Below are 17,602 nucleotides of genomic sequence, written 5' to 3' on the forward strand. Positions count from 1 at the left end.
GTCTAATGGCTTCCGCCGAAATCGTGCGACCGTTTTCGTGGTGGATTGTGAGGGTGGAAAATTAATCTCGACGGGGATTATGGTCCACCTTATCGAAGCCCGATCTGAATTGAGAGGGCAGAAGGGTACCCAATGTTGGAACTGCGATCCTTGGCGATCCCTGATGTCAAAGTCATTCGCACAGATCGGTTTTCCGACGCCCGCGGCTACTTCTCTGAGACCTTCCAGCGATCAGCGTTTGCAGAGAAGGGAATTCTCCATGACTTTGTTCAAGACAATCAGTCCAGCTCGGATCGGATCGGCACGGTGCGCGGCTTGCACTTCCAGCGGCCGCCCTTCGCCCAGGCGAAGTTGATACGGGTGTTGAGTGGGGCGATTCTGGATATTGCAGTTGACCTTCGGCGTTCATCGCCCAGCTTCGGCAAGCACATCGCGATCCAGTTGGATAGCGAAAGCGGCGAGCAGGTGTTCATTCCGAAGGGATTCGCGCACGGCTTCTGTACGCTGCAGCCCAAGACCCTCGTCTTATACAAAGTCGACCAGGTCTATGCCCCAAGTCACGACGGTGGAGTCTATTGGGCCGATTCAACGTTAGCGATCGAGTGGCCCGTGAGGCCCTCAGAAGCCCAGGTGTCGCCAAAGGACCAGGCCCTTCCTACGCTCAGCCAGCTCGGTTGCGTTTTCGACTAGTGGAGGCGGTAGTATGCGTATCTTGGTGACCGGCGGAGCGGGATTTATTGGTTCTGCGGTCTGTCGCCGTTTGGCGCTCCAGGTGGGTGCCGCAGTGATCAACATCGACAAGTTGACATACGCAGCCAACCTGACGTCGCTCGCGAGCATCGAGAGGCTGGAGACCTATGTGTTCCTGCAATCCGACATTTGCGATCGCGAGACTATGGATTGTGCGTTCGCCGACTACGAGCCGGATGCGATCATACATTTGGCCGCCGAAAGCCACGTCGACCGCTCGATTAACGGACCTCAAGCCTTCGTCAATACCAATGTGGTTGGCACCTACACGCTATTGGAGGCGGCCAGAGCCTACTACGAACGTCAACCAGCTTCGAGGCGGAAGCATTTCCGCTTCATCCACGTGTCGACGGACGAAGTCTACGGCTCATTGGGACCGGACGACTTGTTTCGAGAGGATACGCCCTACAGGCCGAGCTCGCCCTACTCGGCGAGCAAGGCCGCCTCGGACCACCTCGCGCTCGCGTGGTTTCGAACCTACGGCCTGCCCGTGATCGTGTCGAATTGCTCGAACAACTATGGGCCGTATCAGTTTCCGGAAAAGCTCATCCCGCTGACGATCCTCAATGCGATCGATCGGAAGCCTCTGCCGGTCTATGGCGACGGAAGGAATATCCGCGACTGGCTTCACGTCGATGATCATGCCGCTGGCTTGATACGACTTTTGCACCAAGGAAGGCCCGGCGAGAAGTACAATTTCGGCGGAGATGCCCAGCGATCCAACCTGGAAGTCGTCACCCGGATCTGTGACGTTGTGGATCGATTGTCTCCGGGCGCGGGGTGCAGACGTTCTCTGATTACGTTCGTGCCGGATCGTCCGGGCCATGATGCGCGCTATGCAATCGACGCATCGAAAGCACATCGCGAGCTCGGCTGGAAACCGACCAGAACCTTCGAACAGGGCCTGTTCGAAACCGTCGGATGGTATCTCAAGAACCGAGCGTGGTGGGAGCGTGCTCGCAGCGGTGTCTATGACGGCTCGCGTCTGGGTCTCCTGGCGGCCCAAGGCTGAGGTGAAGATGACAGATCGACCAATCCTCTTTGCTGGACGGAATGGTCAGCTGGCAATGTGCCTTCGTGATCTTGCCACAGTGCGCGGCTTGCCTGCGGTGGCTCTCGGGCGCCCAGAACTCGATCTAGAGAACCGGGAAGGGATCGACAAGCTCATTGCGTCGATCGGGCCGTCTGCAATCATCAACACGGCCGCCTATACGGCGGTAGATCAGGCCGAATCTGAAGCAGCGAGGGCCTTCAGCATCAATCGTGATGGCGCGGCCGCGCTGGCGGATGTCGCGTGGCAACTGAACATTCCGCTCATCCATCTGTCGACCGACTATGTCTTCGACGGTGCGAAACCGGATGCGTACGACGAAAGCGACATTCCAGCGCCGTTGAACGTCTACGGCGCTTCCAAGCTTGCCGGGGAGGCTGCTGTATTGGCAGCGCACCCGCTCGCGACCGTGATCAGATGCTCCTGGCTTTACAGTCCCTATGGCAGCAACTTCGTCCGAACGATGCTGCGGCTATGCGAGACGCAGCAGGTCGTAAGGGTTGTCAGTGACCAGCATGGTAACCCGACTTACGCGTTCGACCTTGCAGACGCCGTCCTCCGGATCGCACAACGGTCAGTAACGGACGATCGCAGGGCCACGGCCGGCATCTTTCATCTCGGTGGCCAAGGCGAGGCAAGCTGGCACGATTTTGCGCAGGCAATCTTCCACGAGTGTTCCCGTCGCGGTGCCCGGATTCGGGCGCTCGAGGCGATCACGACCGAGCAATTTCCGACCGCTGCGCGTCGACCTCGGAACTCGCGCCTTGACTCATCCAAGGCCGAACGCGTGTTCGGGATTCGCTTGGCGCCTTGGCGCCATTCACTTCAAGCTTGTCTGGACCAGCTGGTCGGAGAAGGAGAAACCGATGCTGAAGGGAATCGTGCTGGCTGGCGGCAGCGGAACGCGCCTCTATCCGATCACGCGCGTGGTCAGCAAGCAGTTGCTCCCGATCTATGACAAGCCGATGATCTACTATCCGCTGTCGACGTTGATGTTGGCAGGGATCCGCGAAATTCTGATCATCACCACGCCTTCAGACCGGTGTCAGTTCGAGCGATTGCTGGGCGACGGCAGCCAATGGGGTATCCGGCTCAGCTACGCGGAACAAACCCGACCCGCCGGTCTCGCGGACGCGTTCATTGTCGGTGCCGACTTCATCGGAAACGATCGCGTAGCGATGGTGCTTGGAGACAATATTTTCTTCGGCGACGGCCTGAGCGAATTGCTTGCCAGGGCAGCAGGTCGCGAAGAAGGCGCAACGGTTTTTGCCTATCACGTGCGAGACCCAGAACGATATGGCGTGGTCGCGTTTGATGAAGCGGACCGCCCGGTGTCGATCGAGGAGAAGCCCAAACGGCCGGCTTCGAACTGGGCGATCACGGGGCTGTATTTTTTCGACAACCGCGTCGTTCGCTACGCTCGCCGCGTCGAGCCATCGGCGCGCGGCGAGCTCGAGATTACCGATCTTCAGATGCGTTACCTTTCGGCCAATGCGCTCCACGTTGAACGCATGGGGCGGGGATTTGCGTGGCTGGATACCGGCACGGTCGAATCTCTCATCGATGCAGGGACGTTCGTGCAGACCTTGGAAAAGCGACAGGGAATGAAGATTGCCTGCCTCGAGGAGGTCGCGTTCAGGCTCGGCTTCATCAATCGCGATCAACTTCTTGCGCTGGCGCAACCGCTGGAGAAGAGCGGCTACGGCAAATATCTCAGCGAAATCATGCGACTGCCGCAATTCGTCCCGCGCTAGCGCCACTCAGTCGATATTCGAAACCGAGTTAAATTATGTGTATTGAATTGACCGCAGTTTAAAAGGCAATTAAAATATAGAGAGGCGATTATTTATTTAATCGGTATGGTCATGCTGGTTCAAAAGGCGAACGCCTTCGGCCGGGGAACTCGGTACGTTTGGGGGGAGGATATTCCAGCCCTTTGGCCGGAATCGCCGTTCGTGAGCGCTTTCGCGGGTTTCGACGCACTTGGCCTCTGGGCTCCGCGGCTCGTTGATCGGCCAGTAAGCGGATCATTCACTCCCGGGGGGGGCGCCTCGTTCTTCGAACAGACGTTTCGGACCGACTCGGGTGATCCGTCGGGCTTGCGCGGCGCTATGCCCGCTCTCTTCGCCGCACCTTCCCGGTCGCGGTTGTCTGCGCTTCTGTCTTCGACGTCTTTGACGAGCGGTCATAATGGCCTGACGCCAACGTTCTCATCTGTGGCGAACGAAGCGGCGCAGAAATCTCAATCGGTTTCCACTCCTGGCGCCACTCACTGGGTCCATCCGACTGACGGAGCCTGGAATGTCGCAACGAATTGGAGCGCCGGGCTTCCGGGGATCATCGATGCCGCGTTCCTCGATGCAGCAGGAACGTATGTCGTCACGAGCTCGGCCGGTGTCGACATTGGGAGCCTGGTCCTCGATGCAGGTGCGACGCTTTCGTTGGGGGCCGGCTCGCCGTTTGTCGTCGAAGGCGATGTGCTGAACAATGGGACAGTCGAGGTTGGAGCGTTCCTTGGCAATCGCATTACGACCGGGGAGTTTAGGGGTGACGTCAGCGGTACTGGATCTTTCGAGATTGCAGACAAGGCGATCCTGGAGATCGGAGGGTCGGTTTCCGGCCAGTTCCTGAATGGATCGTTCTCCGGCATAACCGTGTCGTTCGAAACGGGAACTGGTACGCTTGTCCTCGATCAGTCGGCCAACTTCGCCGGGTTGATCACAGCTTCATCGCCGGGAGCAGCGCTTTCGCCGGGGAATCTAGTCGACCTGAGGGATCTGCCCTTCACATCGTCGATGTCGGCGACCGTCTCCTACGATAGTAGCTCGAATATCAGCACGGTGGATTTCAGCAACGGTGCGGCCAATGTCACCTTGCTGTTCTCAGGGATGGACTTGAACTGGAATTTCAAGAGCGATGGGCTGGGCGGCACCATCGTCTCCGATCCTCCGACGAATCCCACCGTATTGGAAAACCAGAAGCCAGGCACGCCGAGAAGTGTTTGGGAGATCCAGCCGGGCGACAATTCGACTCTGACCCAGGGGTTTGCGACAGCAATCAGCACCAATGTCGGGGGGACGGTCCAATTCAAGATCAACAACCTGACCGGAAATCCGAATTATCGCGTCGATGTTTACCGGCTGGGCTATTACGGTGGCAATGGTGCCAGACTGGTTACGAGCCTGCAGCATCAGGCTGCAGCCGCGGTCGTCCAACCCGCTCCCTTAAGGGACGCGTCGACCGGTCTCGTAGATGCAGGCAACTGGAGTGTAACCGATTCCTGGAGCGTGCCAACCGATGCCGCCTCGGGCGTCTACATCGCCAACGTCATCAACGGTACCGAGATTTTCCAGATTCCATTCATCATAAGGAACGATGCTTCGCACAGCGACATCGTCCTGCAGACAAGTGATCAGGATTGGCAAGCCTACAACGGTTGGGGAGGGGCCAACCTGTATTTCGGGAACGGCCCCGGCATCAATGGATCGGCCTACGCGGTCAGTTACAATCGCCCCCTCGTGACGCGCGACGGCACCGGAACCTTCTCCGAGGGGGGAGATTCCCCCTTCACGGCTGAGATCGCGGCCATCTATTGGCTCGAGCAGAACGGGTACGATGTCTCTTACATTTCTGGGATAGATGCTGCGACAAACGGCTCGTTATTGCTCAATCACAAAGTCTTCATGGACGCGGGGCATGACGAGTATTGGACCGAAGCTCAGCGCGCCAACGTAGAGGCCGCAGCGCACGCCGGCGTGAACCTTGCGTTTCTCACAGCCAACGAGATCTTTTGGAAAACGAGGTTAGCGCCCAGCATCGATGGCAGCGCGACACCCAATCGCACGCTCATTAGCTACAAGGATACGCACGCAAATGCGCTGATTGATCCGTCAGGACAGGCGACCGGAAACTTTTCCGACCCGCGGTTCGGGGCTCCTCTTCCCTCGAATCAGCTGACCGGCACATTGTTCGCGGTCAACGCGTTTCGGTACGATACGATCACGATACCGTACCCGATGACCCAATTGCGCTTCTGGCGCAATACGGCCGTCGCGCAAACCCCAGCCGGGCAGACTGCCTCGCTCGTACCTGGCTTATTGGGCGTTGAGTGGGACATCGCGCCGGACAATGGATTCCGTCCAGCCGGGTTGGTCAGTGTCTCGTCTTCCACAATCAATGTGGACGGGAAGTATCTGCTTGACTACGGCAACACTTTCGGAGCGGGCACGGCGACCCACAATCTCGTGCTGCATCGTGATCCTGTCAGTGGTGCACTGATCTTCTCGGCCGGTTCTATCAACTGGCCATGGGCGCTTGCTAGCGACCACGACGGACCGGCGACGCCTGTTGATCCGAACGTTCAGCAGGCGATGGTTAATCTTTTCGCCGACATGGGGGTTCAGCCGGCGACGCTGCAGGCGAGCTTGACTGCCGCAATCCGGTCGACAGACGCTGCGGCGCCGAACTCCAGCATCACCAATCTTTCTGCCGCCACTGTTGTCGAGGGGCAGTCGATCACGGTGACGGGGACGGCCAGCGACGCGGGTGGAAAGATTGCCGGCGTCGAAATTTCCACGGATGGTGGAACAACCTGGCACCCAACCAACAGCAATGTTGGCGCGACGAACGTGACGTGGTCATATACGTTCGTCACAGGCGCGCAGGGGACATATGGTCTCAAGACCAGGGCGGTCGACGACAGCTTGAACCTGGAAACACCTGGTGCGGGCACGACCTACACGGTCACGCCATCTTCCAACCTGACACTCTTCAGTCCGACTGATACGCCTGCGGTGATCTCAAACAGCGATTCCGGAGCAGTCGAGGTCGGCGTCAAATTCATCCCCGCTGTGTCGGGCAAGATCACCGGCATACGTTTCTACAAGGCGTCTGATAATACCGGAACTCACATCGGTGACCTCTGGACCACCAACGGGACGCTGCTTGGGAGCGCCACGTTTAGCAACGAAACAGCGAGCGGCTGGCAGCAGGTTGATTTCGCGACTCCTGTCAATGTGCAGGCGGGCGTCACGTATGTCGCTTCCTATCACACGAACACTGGCCACTATTCGTCGACCGACTACTACTTCATCGACTACGACGGCCTGACGAAAGGTGCGCTCACCGTACCTGGTAGCAGCCTCAACGGCGTCTACGCCTATGGGAGTAGCCCCGTCTTCCCCAGCAACGTTTCCTATGTCAAGGCCGCGAATTACTGGGTCGACGTCGTTTTCAGCGATTCAGGCCTGACGTCGCCGCAAGCTCACGAAGACAGCGGCTTTACAGTCAGCCAAAATGGCGTGCTGAACATTCCGGCATCGACGCTGCTTGCGAACGACACCAACCCGTCCGGGCTCGCTTTCTCCATTACCAGTGTCGGTAACCCGGCCAACGGAAGCGTAAGCTACAATTCACAGAACCAGACGGTGACCTTTACTCCCAGCGCCGGTTATGCCGGGGCGGCCAGCTTTACCTACACGATCACGGACACGAGTGGCCAAAGCGGGTCCGGCCAGGTCTCGCTCAAGGTCAACTATCCGGCCTCTGCACAGAGCCTGTTCGGCACCAATGATGCACCGAGCGCGCCTAATTCCGGCGACACCAGTCCTATCGAGGTTGGCGTCAAGTTCACCGCATCCGTGAGCGGAACGATAACCGGCCTGCGATTTTACAAGGGATCGTTGAATACCGGTCCCCATATTGCGAATCTATGGAGCTCGACCGGAGCCCTGCTTGCGACTGCCACGTTCACCAACGAGACAGCCAGCGGCTGGCAACAGGTCAGTTTTTCCAATCCCGTCGCCATCACGGCAGGGGCAACCTACGTCGCCTCCTATCACACCAACGGCAACTATTCCGGCACTCAGAACTACTTCGTCACATCGCTTGCCAATGGCCAGTTGACGGCTCCGGCTGGCGCCAACGGAGTCTACAGCTACGGATCCGGAAGCGCGTTCCCGACCAACACGTACAAATCCTCCAATTACTGGGTCGATGTCGTCTTCAACGGCTCCTCCTCGACCAGCGTGCCGCAAGCCAACGCCGACGGCGGCTTCACGGTTAGCCAAAATGGTGTGCTGAACATCCAGGCATCAGCGCTGCTGGCGAACGATACCAACCCGTCCGGGCTGGCTTTCTCGCTTACCAGTGTCGGCAATCCAGCCAATGGAAGCGTAAGCTACAATTCGCAGAACCAGACTGTGACCTTTACCCCCACCGCTGGCTATGCCGGGGCGGCGAGCTTCACCTACACGATCACGGACACGAGCGGCCAGAGCGGGTCCGGCCAGGTCTCGCTCAAGGTCAACTATCCGGTCTCCGCACAGAGCCTGTTCGGTACCACTGATGCGCCAAGCGTCCCCAACTCCGGCGATACCAGCCCGGTCGAAGTCGGGGTCAAGTTCACCGCATCGGTGAATGGGACAATAACCGGCCTGCGGTTCTACAAGGGATCATTGAATACGGGTCCCCATATCGCCGATCTCTGGAGCTCGACCGGAACCCTGCTTGCAACTGCCACGTTCACGAACGAGACAGCCAGCGGCTGGCAGCAGGTCAACTTCTCCAATCCCGTCGCCACCACGGCAGGCGCCACCTATGTCGCGTCCTACCACACCAATGGCAATTATTCCGGTACCCAGAACTATTTTGCGACGTCGCTTACCAACGGTCAGTTGACGGCTCCGGCTGGCAGCAACGGAGTCTATGCCTACGGATCCGGAAGCACGTTCCCGACGAATACATTCAAATCCTCCAACTACTGGGTCGATGTCGTCTTCAACGGCTCCGCCGCCAGCAACAATACCCCGCCAACCGCCGTTGCTGACAGCGCGGACGCCATCGAAAAGGGTGGCATGAACAACAGCACTGGCGGTTCGCCCGCGACCGGCAACGTGCTGGCCAACGACACCGATCCCGATTCTGGGGATACCAAGACCGTCACTGCATTCAGCTTTGGCACGACCAGTGGGACGTTCCAGACGCCTCTCGCGGGCGCGCACGGCACGCTCTTGCTCACTGCCTCGGGTGCTTTCACCTATACGGTGAACGAGAACGATCAGGCCGTGCAGGCCTTGCGGCAGTCGACCAATACGCTGACCGATGTCTTCAGCTATACGATGCGGGACGCCGTGGGCGCCGCCTCATCGGCCACGCTTACTGTCACCATTCATGGTGCCAACGACGCGCCGGTACTGGCGATCCAGACTAGCAACCAGGCCGTGACCGTTGGTTCGGCGTTTTCGCTAACGTTACCCGCCGGCACCTTTACCGATGTCGATGCCGGGGACTCGCTCACCTACAGCGCAACCGCTGGCAGTTCAGGGCTTCCGGGCTGGCTCACGTTCACTCCATCGACCCGAACCTTTACCGGCACGCCGACGTCCGCGGACGTTGGCACGATCAGCGTCACGGTGTCCGCTGCCGATCTCGGCAACCTCACGAGCAGCGAGACATTCAATATCGCAGTTTCGGCGGTTCCTTCGACCGTGAGTCTATTCTCGAGCACCGATACTCCGGCGATCCGATCGGGGTCGGACACTTCCCAAGTCAACCTCGGGATGCAATTCACGTCGTCCGTCGCAGGCACGATTACCGGCATCAAATACTACAAGAGCGCGAATGACCCCGGAACCCATACGGGCTCGTTGTGGAGCAGTACCGGCGCGCTACTGGCGACCGCGACTTTCACCAACGAGAGCAGCAGTGGTTGGCAGACAGTCACGTTCAGCAATCCGGTGTCCATCACAGCCGGCACCACCTACGTCGCAAGCTATCACAGCAACGGCCACTACGCCTCCACCACCAGCTACTTCACTGCCGCTCGCACCAATGGGCCGCTCACGGCTCCCGCGAACGTCAACGGCCTTTATACCTATGGAACGAGCAATCTGTTCCCAACCAGTACCTATAACGCGACCAATTACTGGGTTGACGTCGTGTTCAACAGCTCCAGCGGCGGCCCCAACCGGTCACCCGTCGCCGCGAACGACAGCGGCTTCGACGCCACGCAGAACGTGCCCTTCGGGATTCCGGCCTCGGCACTGCTCGCCAACGATACCGATCCGGACGGCAATACGCTTACGATCACGGGCGCGAGCGGCGGTGTGAACGGCGTCGCCAGCTACAACGCCCAAAGTAACAGTGTGGTCTTCACACCGACGACCGGCTACACGGGGCCGGCGTCGTTCAACTACAGCATCTCCGACGGCCAAGGTGGCTCCGCCAGCGCATCCGTCGCCCTCGATGTGAATGCTGCGTCTTCAACGGCTGTGCGCCTGTTTAGCGCAAGTCAGGAGCCTAGCATTGTGGCGGCCAATGATCCTAAGTCTGTGGAGCTGGGCGTCAAATTCCAGACGTCGACCCCGGGCGATATCATCGGCGTTCGCTTCTACAAGGGGCCAACCAACACGGGCACTCACGTTGCAGATCTCTGGAGCAGCACCGGGACTTTGCTGGCAACTGCGGTCTTTACCAACGAGACGGCCGACGGCTGGCAGCAGGTCAATTTCGCCACGCCCGTGACGATCATGCCGGGAACCACCTATGTCGCCTCCTATCACACCGCCGGGAACTACGCGGCCGATCCAGGCCTGCTCGCCAATGCAATTACCAACGGACCTCTGACGGCCCCATCCTCGGGCTCGATCGGCGGCAACGGTGTGTTTGCGTACGGGACAGATAGCCTATTCCCGACCAACACCTACAACTCAACGAGCTATGGCGTTGATGTTGTTTTCAGGCCTCAGCTAGCAGCATAGGAGACGTAAAGATGCACGCCGAACTTTATACCGATGGAATCGAAGAAATTACCGTCAGCGGAACCATCGTCCGCATCGATCTGGTCAGTCTTTCACCGACAGAGCGTGACGCCAACAACGCCCCGAAGCGCGTATTTTCTCAGCGGCTGATCTTTTCGGTCGAAGCTTTCGCCAATTCGGTCGACGTGATGCAGAAGGCGCTTCAGGGCCTGGTTGATGCGGGCGTGGTCCGGCGGAACCAGCCAGCTGGATCGCAAAACGGTGCGTCGGGAGTACGTGATGCGCTGGCGCCCAACACACGGTCTCTGAATGTCTCTTCGAATTTCCGCTGAAATCGATGCCGCTGGCGGCGCGAAGGACCGGGTTGCTGACGCGCCCGCACCCGGATTGTCAACCCAGACGGCATTGGAATGCCTGTCCAAGGTATCCAGTCACCATGGCATAGATCTGCCGGTCGAGCGCTTGAAGCACGCCTATGCGGTAGCCGGCCCGCTCTCGTTGAATCTCCTGTTGCGCATGGCGAAGGATGCAGGCCTGCGCGCGAGAAGCACGAAGCTCGATTGGAGCGCACTGATTCGTCTCGGAGAGGCCTATCCTGCGCTGGCGAGGCTCGCCAATGGCAACTGGATCGCCGTCCTTGGTGCGGGGCGGCGAACTGATGGCACCGAGGTCGTCAGCATCTTCGACCCGCTCGCCGACCGCAAGCACGAGGTCTTGGTTGTCGACCGCGATCGCTTCTGTGCGCAGTGGGCCGGTGACACGATCCTGATCAAGCGCGAGCAGTTGACACAGGATGGTCGAAGGAGTTTCGGCCTCCGGTGGTTCGTGCCGGAACTGCTTCTTCAATGGCGGCTGTTCAGGGACGTCGCCATTGCCGCCATCCTGCTCTATGCGTTGGGCCTCGTCGTCCCGATCTTTTTCCAGCTCGTCATCGACAAGGTTTTGGTTCACGAGAGCTTCACCACTCTGTACGTACTCGCGGCAGGCGCGGCCGTGGCGCTCGTCTTTGACGCGATATTCGGCTTTCTGCGGCGCTACTTGCTGCTATATGCGACCAACAGAGTCGACATTCGCGTTGCGACGAAGACGTTCGGTCATCTCCTCGGGCTGCCGGTCACGTTTTTCGAACATATGGCCGCGGGGGTTCTGGTCAAGCACATGCAACAAGCGGCGCGGATCCGTGAGTTTCTGACTGGCCGCCTGTTTTTGACGACCCTCGATGCGCTCTCGTTGTTCGTCTTCCTGCCGGTCCTTGCGCTGTACAGCGTCAAATTGACTTTGATGGTCCTGGCCTTCACCGCCGCGAGCGGCGCTGTTGTCGGCCTGCTCATGGGTCCATTTCGGCGACGACTGTACGATCTATACCAAGCGGAAGGTGCGCGGCAGGCTCTCCTCGTCGAAACAGTTCACGGCATGCGCACCGTGAAATCGCTGGGGATGGAGCCAGCGCAGAGCAGGGTTTGGGATAGCCGCTGCGCGCAGTCCGTGACCATGCGATTTGGTGTCGAGAAGATTTCCGCAGGCGCCCAGGCGCTCACCGGATTTCTCGAGAAGATCATGACGCTTGGAATCATTTCTGTCGGAGCACTCGATGTCTTCGCTGGAGAAATGACCATCGGCGCTCTGGTTGCTTTCAACATGTTGGCCGGCAGGGTCTCCGGACCGCTGGTCCAGCTCGTGACCATGGTGCACGAGTACCAGGAAGTGGCTCTTGCCGTGAAAATGCTCGGCGAGGTGATGAATCAGAAGCCTGAGCGCGACGGTCGGAAAGATGGGCTGCGGCCCAACCTTGCCGGCAAAATCGAGTTCGAAAGTGTCTCTTTTCGCTACGGATCCGACGGATCGCCGGCCCTTGATGATGTCTCCTTCACCGTCGAGCCAGGATCGATCTTCGGGATCGTGGGACGGAGCGGCTCAGGCAAGACGACTCTCACCAGGCTGATTTCGGGCATGTATCCGGTGCAGCAGGGGCTCCTGCGCATCGACGGATATGACTCGAGGGAGCTCGACCTCGCGCATCTGCGCCGAAACCTTGGAATCGTCCTGCAAGATAACTTCCTGTTTCGCGGGACGGTTCGCGACAATATCGCCTGCGTGAAACGTGATGCCACCTTTGCCGAGGTCGTCGCTGCAGCGCAGCTCGCAGGCGCCGACGAGTTCATCGAACGGTTGCCGCGTGGCTTCGACACCATGCTTGAGGAAGATGCCTCGAACCTGTCCGGCGGGCAGAAGCAGCGGCTCGCGATTGCGAGAGCTCTGATCGTCAATCCAAGGATCTTGATTTTGGATGAAGCGACGAGTGCCCTCGATTCCGAAAGCGAAATGATCATCAGGCGCAATCTCCGCCGCTTGGCGGCAGGGCGTACTGTCATCATCGTCTCGCATCGGTTGTCGATGCTCACTGAAGCAAGCCAGATACTGGTGATGGACCGCGGCCGAATCGTCGATGTGGATCGCCACGACCACCTCCTGTCGAAATGCACAATTTACAGGCACTTGTGGAATCAACAGATGAAGCAGATTGCATGAGGGAGACAGGGCCATCACGCGCGGATGTGAAGCCGACCGCTCTTGTTCCGGCCAGGCCGGTCGAGCGCCGCCGCAAGCTATTCAGGCCAGGGCCGAGGCGAGCGCCAGTCATCGCCGAATTCCAGTCCGATGCCACCGAACTCGAGCAGCAAGCGCCACCGCGGCTCGCGCGTTTCACCCTTTACGGCGTACTTGCACTGATTGCTTTCGCGGTCATCTGGGCTTCCGTTTCGCAGGTGGAGATGATCGTCACGGCGCAGGGAAAACTCACCACGACGCGTCCCAACCTGGTTGTGCAGCCGTTGGAAACGTCGGTCATACGCGAGATCCACGTCAAGGCCGGTGATCGCGTCAACCGCGGCGACGTTCTGGCGACCCTCGATCCGACGTTTTCGCAGGCGGATTTCGACCAACTGCGCGGCAGAGTGGCTGGATTCGATGCGTCGATCGATCGTCTGAGCGCTGAATTGAATGGAATCGAGTACGCCGTCAAGGAGCTGACGAATTCGGATCAGATCCTGCAAGGCAAGTTGTTCTTGCAGAGGAGAGCCGCCTACGAGGCGCAGATCCAGAACTACGACGCACAGATCGCTTCCGCGCAAGCCAATCTCAAGACAGCACAGAATGAAGAGGCGGTTCTCCTTCAGCGGCTCGACACGATGCGTTCGATTGAAGCGATGCGAACCACGCTGATGGACAAAGAGGTCGGTTCGAGGCTGAACTTCCTACTGTCTCGCGATGCACGGCTCGAGGTCGAAAGCAATCTGGCGCGTGTTCGCGGCAGTATCGCCGATAGTACCCATCGGCTGGAGAAGGCACGCGCCGATCGGAAAGTATTCGCCGAGGAGTTTCGTCGCACCACCTATCAGGAACTGGTGGAGACGCTGCCGAAGCGCAATAGCGCAGCAGAGGAATTGAAGAAGGCCGAGCTTCGTCGACAGTTGATCGTCCTGCAGGCGCCGGCAGATGCCGTGGTGCTGGATATCGCGAACCGGACCGTCGGCTCGGTGGTTCGCGAAGCCGAAACGCTGTTCGTCCTGGTTCCGCGCGACGTTCCGCTTCAGGCGGAGGTCAACGTCGAGGGCCGGGATATCGGTCAGGTGACGCTCGGACAGTCGGTTCGGATCAAGTTCGAAGCGTTTCCCTTCCAGAAGTATGGAACTGCAACGGGAGAAGTCCGCGTCATCAGTCAGGATACGTTCTCGCCGGATACGAAGGCCGAAGGTGCGCGCCGCGCGCCAGCTCCCTATTACCGCGTACTGGTCGATTTGTCGGACACGCACCTTCGGCTTCCGGCTGAGCGCATCCAACTGATTCCGGGTATGGCGGTGACGGCCGAACTGAAAGTCGGCAGGCGCACCGTGATTTCGTACTTCCTTTATCCGCTGCTGCGCGGATTGGATGAAAGCATTCGAGAATACTAACCCGGCTTGGAATGGCGATCGACCATGATGATTAGTCCGAATTTTGGAGTGAAGCTCGTGGTGCCTACCGTGGAGAGTAAGCTCTCGCGAAATGCACCATTGGTGGACTACGCGCTCAAGGGGCTGGAACGTTGTTGGTTGCCTGAATACCGCCGGTGGTCGCACATCTACCATCTCGATCGACGTTCTTCACCAAACGAATCGGTACCGAGCAGCGACGTATTTTATACTCTCAATGTGCTTCTTGGAATGTCGCGCGTTGCCGAAATCCCAAGTGGCATTGATATACCCGAGATATTTCATCGCAACGTTCTGCAACTCACGAAGCTTCCTGTACGCAAGTATGCCTTCGGTATGGCGCTATGGAGCGCGGCCGAGCTCGGGCTCGAAATTCCGGACCCGGTTAAATGCGAGTTGAGAGCCATTCTTTCCGATGAATCCCGGTGGAGGAGCTTCCGTGCGCAGGATCTTGGCATGTTGCTCACGGGAGTCGTGACTCAGGCGAGGGCAGGCGAGAACGAGTGGTGGCGCTATGCCAAGCCGCTTTATCGACTCCTGAAGGAACGCTTTCACAGCGAATCGGGAATGTTCTTCGATGCACCGTTTGGGCTTCGTCGCCGTTTCTCGTCCTTTGCGACGCAGACCTACCTCTCGATCGCCTGCTATCAGTATGGCGAATTTTCCGGTGATGCGTCCGCACTTGTCATGGCCGATACTTGTGTGCGCAATCTGATCGCGCTTCAAGGCTCGCAAGGCGAATGGCCTTGGTTTTTCGACGCGCTGAGCGGCCGCGTCATTGACTATTACGAAGTCTATTCGGTCCATCAGTATGGAATGGCTCCGGCGCTGCTGGAATGGGCCGAGCGCTTTGGGCAGAGGCAATCGCGGGATGCCTTGGTCAAGGGATTCAACTGGGTCCTTGGGTGCAATCAACTGCGCCGGCCCATGCTCGTCCCTGAACTGAACCTGACTATCCGCTCGCAAGTTCGCAAGGGTGAATTGACAACAAGGACGCCGAGGGTGTTCCGCGCCCTCAAGAACGCCTGGCTCGGACACGGCGAGCGGCTGATCGACGCTGCGGATGTGGAAGTTCGGCTTGAGTGCCGCAGCTACGAGCTGGGCTGGATTCTGTGGTCATTCGGCCGGCGCACCGACTTGCCGGAACTGACTCACAATGTCGCCTTTGGCGGCCCCTGACAGAATTGCCGTTGCGCTAACGATTCCAGGCTACTGCTCGCCTGCTCCGTAGGTGCGAGAGCATCGTCATGGCGCGGTGCGCCCGGACGGCACACAATACGGCAATGGCTTTGAGGCGGACGCCGCTGCCATGCAGACGGTCGCTGGTCAGCACGGTCACAGCGTTTGGCGCGAGAGATGCGAAGACGAGCAAGGCTTGCGCGAGCCAGCGCAATTGCCAAACAGGTTTGCCTTCCGCCATGTTGCGATAGTGCGCGATGTGTCGATCCCATTTGGCGTAGAGCTCCTGCAGAGAGCTCCGGGCCGGGTGGAAGACGATCATCTCGGGGGTGTATCGAAACCGAAGCCCCGCACGCAACGCACGCTCTCCCCACTCCATATCTTCGGCGACCTCGATGCCAGCAAAAGGGCCGACGCGATCGAAATCGCGGCGAAACACCGCCATGTTGCCAGTGCCGGAATAACCGTGGCGCTCAATATAGAGTTTGAAGCGATAAGCGAAGACGCTCTCGTAAGCCGCAATGGCATCGAGCTCCGCATTTTCCGCGCGCCAAATGCGAACGTCGCCCCCGAGAACTGTGCCCGCCGGCGACAAGTTGGACCATTTCACCACGCTGCTCAGCCAATCCGGATGCGCCCTGCAGTCGGCATCGATGAAGGCGAGGATCTCGCCGTTGGCCGCAGCGACGCCTGCGTTTCGCGCCGGTCCCGGACCCGGCTGCGATTCGTGCTGCAGCCGTACACCAGGATGGCCGGCAACGATGTCCGTTGGGGGCGTTGACGAGCCGTTGTCCACCACGATGACCTCGAACGCCTGACGAGACAGGCTCTGCGCGTCCAGGGTGCGCAAACAGACTTCCAGCGCATCAGACTGGTTCAGATGCGGAATAATGACTGAAATCACTAGTTAAATCCTCTATTTAATTTGCGTTGGGTTGTGCCGTCCGTCCTCTAGCGCTGGAGCCCCGATATCCCGCTTCCAATGATGCAGTCAGTCCCATTTAAATCTTGCAATTAAATATCTCGCGCGTATTATCTAGATAATAATCTTAAATGCAAACTTAAACAGGTCATATTTTCCGAGAGGTAACTCCAATGCGCGCCTCGTTCCTGGGATGTCCCGTCGACCTGCTGACAATGGCAGAAACCGTGGATCTTGCGCGCGGGGCGATGCACAGCCGGATAAGGCTGCAACATGTGGCGCTGAACGTCGCCAAATTCGTCAATATGAGGGCTGATCCGGTGCTCGCGGCCGACGTCGCCAACAGCGATATCGTCGGCCTGGACGGCATGGGAATCGTTTGGGGCGCTCGAGCGCTGGGGCTTCCGGCCACGTCGCGCGTCGCGGGCGTGGATCTCCTCGCCGAGTTGCTCGCAGTATGCGCGCGCGAAGGCTTCAAACCTTATTTCCTGGGAGCGACTCCCGACGTACTGCACCAGGCGATGCAGAACGCGCGCGAGAGCCATCCCTCACTTGTCTTTGCGGGCTGGCACGACGGCTATTTCAAGCGCGAGCAGGAGAATGACGTCGTGCGGGACATCCAGTCCAGCGGCGCCGATTGCCTTTTCATCGGCATGCCGACGCCCCGGAAGGAGCGCTTTCTGGCCGCTCACCGCGACAATCTCGGCGTACCTTTCATCATGGGCGTGGGTGGTGCATTCGACGTTCTGGCAGGCACCGTTCGGCGCGCGCCGGTCCAGGTTCAGAAGCTCGGCCTCGAATGGCTGTACCGGATCTATCAAGAGCCTGGGCGGATGTGGTGGCGATACGCCAAAACGAACACGCTGTTTGCGGGCGTCCTGGCGCACGCGCTCATCAGGCAGGGGCTTCGGCACCCGCTCGGTGCGCCCGGCGCCGTTCCCCCTGGTCCGAGCCGGATCGGGGGGTGAAG

At 59.2% G+C, this 17,602-nt stretch carries 11 protein-coding genes; 10 read left to right on the top strand and 1 reads right to left on the bottom strand.

All coding sequences use genetic code 11. The features are described from left to right. Positions 1-132 precede the first annotated feature (132 nt). The 9 genes from rfbC to DCG74_RS19745 all read left to right on the top strand — a co-directional run bounded on the left by rfbC (position 133) and on the right by DCG74_RS19745 (position 15,710). Complete coding sequence (gene rfbC, locus DCG74_RS19705) at positions 133-690, top strand: dTDP-4-dehydrorhamnose 3,5-epimerase (RefSeq protein WP_172784586.1); 558 nt, start codon at positions 133-135, stop codon at positions 688-690. A 13-nt stretch (positions 691-703) separates the two neighbouring features. After that, positions 704-1,762 (top strand): dTDP-glucose 4,6-dehydratase, encoded by a 1,059-nt coding sequence (rfbB, locus tag DCG74_RS19710; RefSeq protein WP_172784587.1) that lies wholly within the window; start codon positions 704-706, stop codon positions 1,760-1,762. Between the two features lie 7 nt (positions 1,763-1,769). Next, on the top strand, positions 1,770-2,759 hold the full coding sequence (rfbD, locus tag DCG74_RS19715) for a dTDP-4-dehydrorhamnose reductase (RefSeq protein ID WP_172784588.1): 990 nt from the start codon (positions 1,770-1,772) through the stop codon (positions 2,757-2,759). Next, a complete protein-coding gene (rfbA, locus tag DCG74_RS19720; RefSeq protein WP_172784589.1) occupies positions 2,668-3,555 on the top strand; it encodes a glucose-1-phosphate thymidylyltransferase RfbA in 888 nt (295 codons plus the stop codon). The genes rfbD and rfbA overlap by 92 nt, the downstream gene beginning before the upstream one ends. 462 nt (positions 3,556-4,017) lie before the next feature. Further along, entirely contained in the window at positions 4,018-10,560 is a 6,543-nt protein-coding gene (locus tag DCG74_RS19725; protein ID WP_257187337.1) for a DUF4082 domain-containing protein, read from the top strand. An 11-nt stretch (positions 10,561-10,571) separates the two neighbouring features. Continuing rightward, positions 10,572-10,892, top strand: a complete 321-nt coding sequence (locus tag DCG74_RS19730; RefSeq protein WP_172784590.1) for a hypothetical protein — start codon at positions 10,572-10,574, stop codon at positions 10,890-10,892. Then, the gene (locus tag DCG74_RS19735) at positions 10,870-13,089 is read left to right on the top strand and encodes a peptidase domain-containing ABC transporter (protein ID WP_246708752.1); all 2,220 of its coding nucleotides are present in this window, start codon (positions 10,870-10,872) and stop codon (positions 13,087-13,089) included. The genes DCG74_RS19730 and DCG74_RS19735 overlap by 23 nt, the downstream gene beginning before the upstream one ends. Then, positions 13,086-14,513 carry an HlyD family type I secretion periplasmic adaptor subunit gene (locus DCG74_RS19740; protein ID WP_246571029.1) on the top strand — a complete coding sequence of 476 codons (1,428 nt, stop codon included), beginning with the start codon at positions 13,086-13,088 and terminating at the stop codon, positions 14,511-14,513. The genes DCG74_RS19735 and DCG74_RS19740 overlap by 4 nt, the downstream gene beginning before the upstream one ends. Positions 14,514-14,537: 24 nt before the next feature. After that, positions 14,538-15,710 carry a hypothetical protein gene (locus tag DCG74_RS19745; RefSeq protein ID WP_246708753.1) on the top strand — a complete coding sequence of 391 codons (1,173 nt, stop codon included), beginning with the start codon at positions 14,538-14,540 and terminating at the stop codon, positions 15,708-15,710. 16 nt (positions 15,711-15,726) lie between these two features. Here the strand turns inward: DCG74_RS19745 and DCG74_RS19750 are convergent, their stop codons facing one another. Next, positions 15,727-16,614 (bottom strand): glycosyltransferase family 2 protein, encoded by an 888-nt coding sequence (locus tag DCG74_RS19750; RefSeq protein WP_172784591.1) that lies wholly within the window; start codon positions 16,612-16,614, stop codon positions 15,727-15,729. A gap of 191 nt (positions 16,615-16,805) precedes the next feature. On the opposite strand from DCG74_RS19750, the gene DCG74_RS19755 reads away from it, so the two are divergent. Then, a complete protein-coding gene (locus DCG74_RS19755) occupies positions 16,806-17,600 on the top strand; it encodes a WecB/TagA/CpsF family glycosyltransferase (RefSeq protein ID WP_172784592.1) in 795 nt (264 codons plus the stop codon). The last annotated feature ends 2 nt before the right edge of the window (positions 17,601-17,602 follow it).

The organism is Bradyrhizobium sp. WBAH42, from assembly GCF_024585265.1.
Classification (GTDB): Bacteria; Pseudomonadota; Alphaproteobacteria; order Rhizobiales; family Xanthobacteraceae; genus Bradyrhizobium.

Bases quoted from the DNA above. Each gene is read 5' to 3' on its own strand.
- DCG74_RS19730 (WP_172784590.1), top strand. From the start codon at position 10,572: ATGCACGCCGAACTTTATACCGATGGAATCGAAGAAATTACCGTCAGC.
- DCG74_RS19735 (WP_246708752.1), top strand. From the start codon at position 10,870: ATGTCTCTTCGAATTTCCGCTGAAATCGATGCCGCTGGCGGCGCGAAG.
- rfbB (WP_172784587.1), top strand. From the start codon at position 704: ATGCGTATCTTGGTGACCGGCGGAGCGGGATTTATTGGTTCTGCGGTC.
- DCG74_RS19740 (WP_246571029.1), top strand. From the start codon at position 13,086: ATGAGGGAGACAGGGCCATCACGCGCGGATGTGAAGCCGACCGCTCTT.
- rfbD (WP_172784588.1), top strand. From the start codon at position 1,770: ATGACAGATCGACCAATCCTCTTTGCTGGACGGAATGGTCAGCTGGCA.
- DCG74_RS19745 (WP_246708753.1), top strand. From the start codon at position 14,538: ATGATGATTAGTCCGAATTTTGGAGTGAAGCTCGTGGTGCCTACCGTG.
- rfbA (WP_172784589.1), top strand. From the start codon at position 2,668: ATGCTGAAGGGAATCGTGCTGGCTGGCGGCAGCGGAACGCGCCTCTAT.
- rfbC (WP_172784586.1), top strand. From the start codon at position 133: ATGTTGGAACTGCGATCCTTGGCGATCCCTGATGTCAAAGTCATTCGC.
- DCG74_RS19755 (WP_172784592.1), top strand. From the start codon at position 16,806: ATGCGCGCCTCGTTCCTGGGATGTCCCGTCGACCTGCTGACAATGGCA.